Origin of the sequence: Commensalibacter sp. Nvir (assembly GCF_963921845.1) — a bacterium.
Taxonomy (GTDB): domain Bacteria; phylum Pseudomonadota; class Alphaproteobacteria; order Acetobacterales; family Acetobacteraceae; genus Commensalibacter.
In genome coordinates, this window is record NZ_CAWUGZ010000093.1 from 1 (window position 1) to 5,387 (window position 5,387).

Consider the following 5,387-nt stretch of genomic DNA (forward strand, 5'->3'; position numbering starts at 1 on the left):
ATCCTAATCATAGAGAGCAATAAATTCGCGTAATATAGGCTTACTTATTAAAAAAATAGAAGATTAATTAAATGAATTTTACTCATAGGGCATATTGACGATTTTTGGAATATTATTAAAACGTCATTATGCGTTGTTTATGAAATATTATTTTTTTAAGTAGTTTTTCGACTTTATTTAATGTCGTTTGATTATGTTATAGGATATTGATTATGAGATTACAGTTTGATTTTAAAGATCAGTCCTATTGTTTTGATCGTCCTAGCAAAATTATAAAAACGCATTGTTTGTCTGAGGTTATTAGATGCCTTTCCCAAGTTGAAATGTTGGTTAACCAAGGATCGTATGCTGCAGGATTTATTGCTTACGAAGCAGCCTCTGCGTTTCAAAAATGTTTACAAACGCATGTAAAAGGGGAACTACCTTTATTATGGTTTGCTTTGTTTGACAAAGTAACTAAATTTCCTTCGGTATCTGTACAAAATAATATCAAATTTGCGAATTGGGAACCTAATGTAGGTTGGGAGGAATACCAACAAAATATTGCGGCTATTAAAAATTATATTGCCGAAGGTCATACGTATCAGGTGAATTATACCCTAAAAATGGTTTCCGACTTTGTAGGTGATCCTTATAGTTTTTACTTACATCTACTTCGAGCTCAGCGAGCATCCTATAGTGCTTATTTAGAAACAGAGGAGTTCAAAATTTTATCAGCTTCTCCGGAGCTTTTTTTCGAAATTAATGGGTGCACCATTAAAACCAAACCTATGAAAGGTACTAGTCCTAGAGGTTTAACTCTCGCTGAAGATAATATTAATAAAAATATCCTAAAGAATTCTAAGAATAAATCTGAAAATTTAATGATTACTGATTTATTGCGAAATGACTTGGGACGTATTGCTCAGCAAGGGTCTATAAAAGTTTCTTCGTTGTTTGAAGTTGAGAAATATCCAACTGTCTGGCAGCTTACGTCGACTATAGAGGCGCAATTAAAAGAGCAAACGTCTTTATGCGATATTTTTGAAGCCTTATTTCCTTGTGGTTCTATTACAGGGGCACCAAAAATAAAAACTATGGAATTGATTAAGACGTTAGAAAAAAATCCAAGAGGGGTCTATTGTGGAGCATTGGGACTAATAACCCCTTTGCAAAAAATGTTATTTTCTGTGCCTATACGAACAATTACTATACAAAATAAACAAGCCACTTATGGGGTAGGTGGAGGAATTACATGGGATTCGACGTCTAAGGATGAATATGAAGAAATTAAGCATAAAACCAAAGTTCTTGATCGTCCTCCAATACCCAAACATTTGTTAGAAACTTTGTTGTTGAATGAAGGAATCTATTTTCTTTACGACAAACATCTTAAACGATTGTTTGATTCTGCTGATTTTTTTGATTTTCCTAAACCTGTTGAGAAGGTAACTAGTCATTTAAAGAAACTACTGCAAGTACATACAAGTGGAAAATGGAAGATTCGTTTATTACTGGATGGTAAAGGAGAAATTTTTAGTGAAATTACACCTGTTCCTACCACCAGTAAGACTTTAACCGCCACATGGTCAAACTATCCAGTGCACAGTTACAATGTTTTTTTATACCACAAAACAACGGAAAGAGAGTTTTATCCTAAAGTTACGTTGGAAAAAGAAGCCCTTTTATATAACGAAAAAGAAGAGATTACTGAGTTTGTTAATGGCAACGTTCTTTTGTTGCACGATTATCGCTGGTTAACGCCAAAATTAAGTTGTGGGGTGTTGAACGGGACGATGCGGCAACAGCTTATTGAAGAAGGTAAAGTTAAAGAGGCGATTATTTACAAAAAAGATATTACCAACACAAGTAAATTAGTTTTTATTAATAGTGTGCGTGGCTGGTGTCCAGTTTTGTGGAAAAACTAGACTTTAATAATTTTAGTATTTTGCATACTAACGGTTAAGTTTAAATCAAGCACAATAGTTGGTATTTATGGTGAATGGCACTTAATCAATTACAAAAAATAAATTTTTTTTAGTTAAAAGAATTGACGCGTAATTTGAAACTATAGTAAAGAGACTTACATCAATTTTATGGCGGACGTAGCTCAGTTGGTAGAGCGCCGGTTTGTGGTACCGGTTGTCGCGGGTTCGATCCCCGTCGTTCGCCCCAGTTTGTACATTGCATTAAAAATTAGTACGTTTTAGTCCTTCTTTAAAATCGATTGGTTGAAAACCGAGCTTTTCCTGCATTTCTTTTATTGAAAAGTTTTTATCCTCAATGAGTCTTTGAATTTCTGCTGTTTTAATCGAAGGAACAAAAGGAATAATTTGAGTGAATAGACTCGCTATTTTCAATAATGGTAAAGGTACATTAATAAAAGATTTGCTTGGAATATTGGTTGTTTCCATAATGATCTCAATAAAATTTTTGTAAGAATGTACTGACCCCCCTGCTATAATGATACTATGAAATCCTATCCAATTTTTCGATAACGCGTGTAAGATAGCTTTGGTGACATCGGATTGATGTATAGGGTGAACCAAAGCTTTGCCACCATCAGGCAATGGAATAATAGGGAGTTTTTTTAAAAAATTCGCAAGGCGTTGCACGTTATTTTCTCCCTCACTGCCATAGATCATTGTAGGATGGAGCATAACGCCGTTTCTTTTACTATGTAGAAAGGCTTTTTCTCCTGCAAGTACACCGTTACCATGGCTATCTGGCCATTTTGTAAATTTTCGTGTGCTCCCTAAAAAAATATAGGTTGTATCGCTGGGACCAGCGGCGAGTATAGTGGATGTGTATCGAGCATGGGCAGTGTTTACAATATGAGAGGCGTCGTAAAGGGTTCTTTTTAAATGAGGATTTTTCGTATCAAGATCAATTAAACGATATTCGCATTGTATTCCAGTTTGTAACCATTTTTCTTTATTCCTAATCAACGCAACAACATTACAATGATAAGTTTGCAGTTTTTTTACTAAATCCTTGCCAGAGCGACCATTTGCACCAATAACATGAACCGATTTAGGCAAGGAAATTTTGGGATTGTTGTTGTTTTCCATAGAAAATAAAAGGCCTATTTTGTAAGGTGGTAATAGGATACCTCATAAAAGGTATCTGAAAAAATAAAGAAATTTGTAAGAGAATAAAAATTTTCTTGACGAATAAGTTTATAGTGTTCATAAAGAACAAAATTAATAATGTACATAATTAACGGAATATAAAGTTAATGAAAACGACCATCTCGTTAAAACCAGCGGAGGTATCCAAGAAATGGATACTAATTGATGCAAAAGACATCGTATTAGGACGCCTTGCTGCTCTTATCGCTACGCGTTTACGTGGTAAGCATAAACCACAATATACACCACATGTCGATTGTGGTGATAATATTATTGTTGTAAATGCTGAAAAAATTGCGTTGACAGGAAAAAAGATAGAACAAAAGTTATTTCATTACCATACTAATTATCCTGGCGGCATTAAAACTAGGACAATTACCCAACGTTTAACGGGTAAAAATCCAGACCATATCGTCTATAAAGCTGTTGAACGTATGATTACTCGTGGACCGTTGCAACGCAAGCAAATGAAAAATTTATATATTTATGCAGGTGAAGCGCATCCTCACGAAGGTCAACAACCTATTACACTCGACGTTGCTGCATTAAACCGCAAAAATAGCGTTATTAAACATAAAGTTGGAGCCTAATAACTATGTCAGAAACTCAAGAACGTACTGGCAGTTTAGCTGATTTAAAAGAAGCAGTGGCTGATACAGCTCTAGCACAAGAAGCTATTGTACATGAGCCAAAACGGGATCAATTTGGACGTTCTTACGCAACAGGACGACGCAAAGATGCTGTGGCACGCGTGTGGATAAAACCTGGTAAAGGTGAGATAATTGTAAATGGTCGTACGGTTGATGTTTATTTTGCAAGGCCTGTCTTGCGTATGTTAATCAACCAACCTTTTTTGGTAGCTGATCGCGAAAGTCAATTCGATATCTATTGTACCGTTAGTGGGGGTGGACTTTCAGGTCAAGCAGGTGCTGTTCGCCATGGACTCAGCCGTGCGCTATGTCATTACGAACCTGAATTACGAGGAGCATTAAAAGCTGCTGGTTTTCTAACGCGTGATCCACGTGTTGTAGAACGAAAAAAATACGGAAAAGCAAAAGCTCGCCGTTCTTTTCAGTTTAGCAAACGTTAATATTCTCTTTTCAGATTGGTCAAAGGCGAGGAAAAGTTTAGATTTTCTTCGCTTTTTTTTTGATTTTTGTTTCGAGTAAATTAATAGAGTGTAGCGATGAGGCAAATCCCTAAAATTTTTATTGATGGAGAATACGGTACGACCGGTTTAGGTATAAGAAAACGACTGGAACGTCTTCCAGTTAAAGTATGTTCTATACCTATTGAGCAGAGACATAATATTCATACTCGTTTGGCGATGATGAAGCAGGTCGATTTGGTTGTATTGTGTTTACCCGATGAAGCGTCCAAAGAAATCGTTTCTGCTCTTCATGAAAATTTAAACAATCAAGTCCCACTCATTTTGGATGCTAGTACAGCTTTTCGTACGAATCCAGAATGGGTTTATGGGTTTGCTGAACTAAACAAAGATCAAAAAGAAAAAATCGCTAAGGCAAAAAAAGTTGCTAATCCAGGATGTTATGCTAGTGGTTCCATAGCTATTTTATTTCCTTTAATTTCTAAAGGACTGGTTAGGCCATCTTATCCTATTACGATTAATGCCGTTAGTGGTTTTAGTGGGGGTGGCAAAAAAATGATTGCCGCTTACCAAAATGGGCAAGATGCACCTCCTTTTGAATTATACGGCTTAAACTTAAAGCATAAGCATTTGCCAGAAATTGTTTACTATACAGGATTAGAACAAGAACCAATATTTGTTCCTTCTGTGGGTAATTTTTCTCAAGGTATGATTGTTTCAATTCCTTTTTTTACCGATATGCTTACAAACAATGTGGGTGTTGAAGAGATTAAATGGTGCTTACATGAGCACTACCGACACTCAGAAGTTGTTTCATTTATTGATGACGAATGCAAAACATTAGCAGTCGACCGCTTAGTGCAAACGGATAAAATGGAATTGCGTGTACATACAAATGCTACTCAAGATAAATTCATTGTAACAGCTATTTTTGATAATTTAGGGAAAGGTGCTTCTGGTGCTGCAATCCAAAACATTCAACTTATGTTAGGGATAACTTAGTTTAATGTTTTAGTAAGATTACGATAAATTCGTCATAATAAAATTTTCTGTTCAGTCGCAAAAAATTGACTTCTCGGCTCTTAATAAACGTTTTAAAATTATCTATTAAAATGTATTTTTTTTAAGCCCTTTATGTGTCCTGAAAAAATGAATGGTAACTCCCAAGT

5 protein-coding genes and 1 tRNA gene are annotated in these 5,387 nt (G+C 35.4%); 5 read left to right on the forward strand and 1 reads right to left on the reverse strand.

What is annotated here, in order from left to right; translation table 11 throughout:
- Positions 1-212: 212 nt before the first annotated feature.
- Positions 213-1,907 carry an aminodeoxychorismate synthase component I gene (gene pabB / locus AABE15_RS06100; protein WP_338330399.1) on the forward strand — a complete coding sequence of 565 codons (1,695 nt, stop codon included), beginning with the start codon at positions 213-215 and terminating at the stop codon, positions 1,905-1,907.
- Positions 1,908-2,078: 171 nt separating this feature from the next.
- Positions 2,079-2,154 (forward strand) — tRNA-His (locus AABE15_RS06105).
- Positions 2,155-2,168: 14 nt separating this feature from the next.
- Here the strand turns inward: AABE15_RS06105 and AABE15_RS06110 are convergent.
- Positions 2,169-3,050 carry an NADH-ubiquinone oxidoreductase gene (locus AABE15_RS06110; protein ID WP_338330400.1) on the reverse strand — a complete coding sequence of 294 codons (882 nt, stop codon included), beginning with the start codon at positions 3,048-3,050 and terminating at the stop codon, positions 2,169-2,171.
- Positions 3,051-3,217: 167 nt separating this feature from the next.
- Between AABE15_RS06110 and rplM the strand changes: the two genes are divergently transcribed.
- The 3 genes from rplM to argC all read left to right on the forward strand — a co-directional run bounded on the left by rplM (position 3,218) and on the right by argC (position 5,220).
- Positions 3,218-3,700 (forward strand): 50S ribosomal protein L13, encoded by a 483-nt coding sequence (gene rplM / locus AABE15_RS06115; protein ID WP_338330401.1) that lies wholly within the window; start codon positions 3,218-3,220, stop codon positions 3,698-3,700.
- Positions 3,701-3,705: 5 nt separating this feature from the next.
- Positions 3,706-4,200: a 30S ribosomal protein S9 gene (gene rpsI, locus AABE15_RS06120; RefSeq protein WP_338330402.1), complete on the forward strand. Its 495-nt coding sequence runs from the start codon at positions 3,706-3,708 to the stop codon at positions 4,198-4,200.
- Positions 4,201-4,296: 96 nt separating this feature from the next.
- Entirely contained in the window at positions 4,297-5,220 is a 924-nt protein-coding gene (argC, locus tag AABE15_RS06125) for an N-acetyl-gamma-glutamyl-phosphate reductase (protein WP_338330403.1), read from the forward strand.
- The last annotated feature ends 167 nt before the right edge of the window (positions 5,221-5,387 follow it).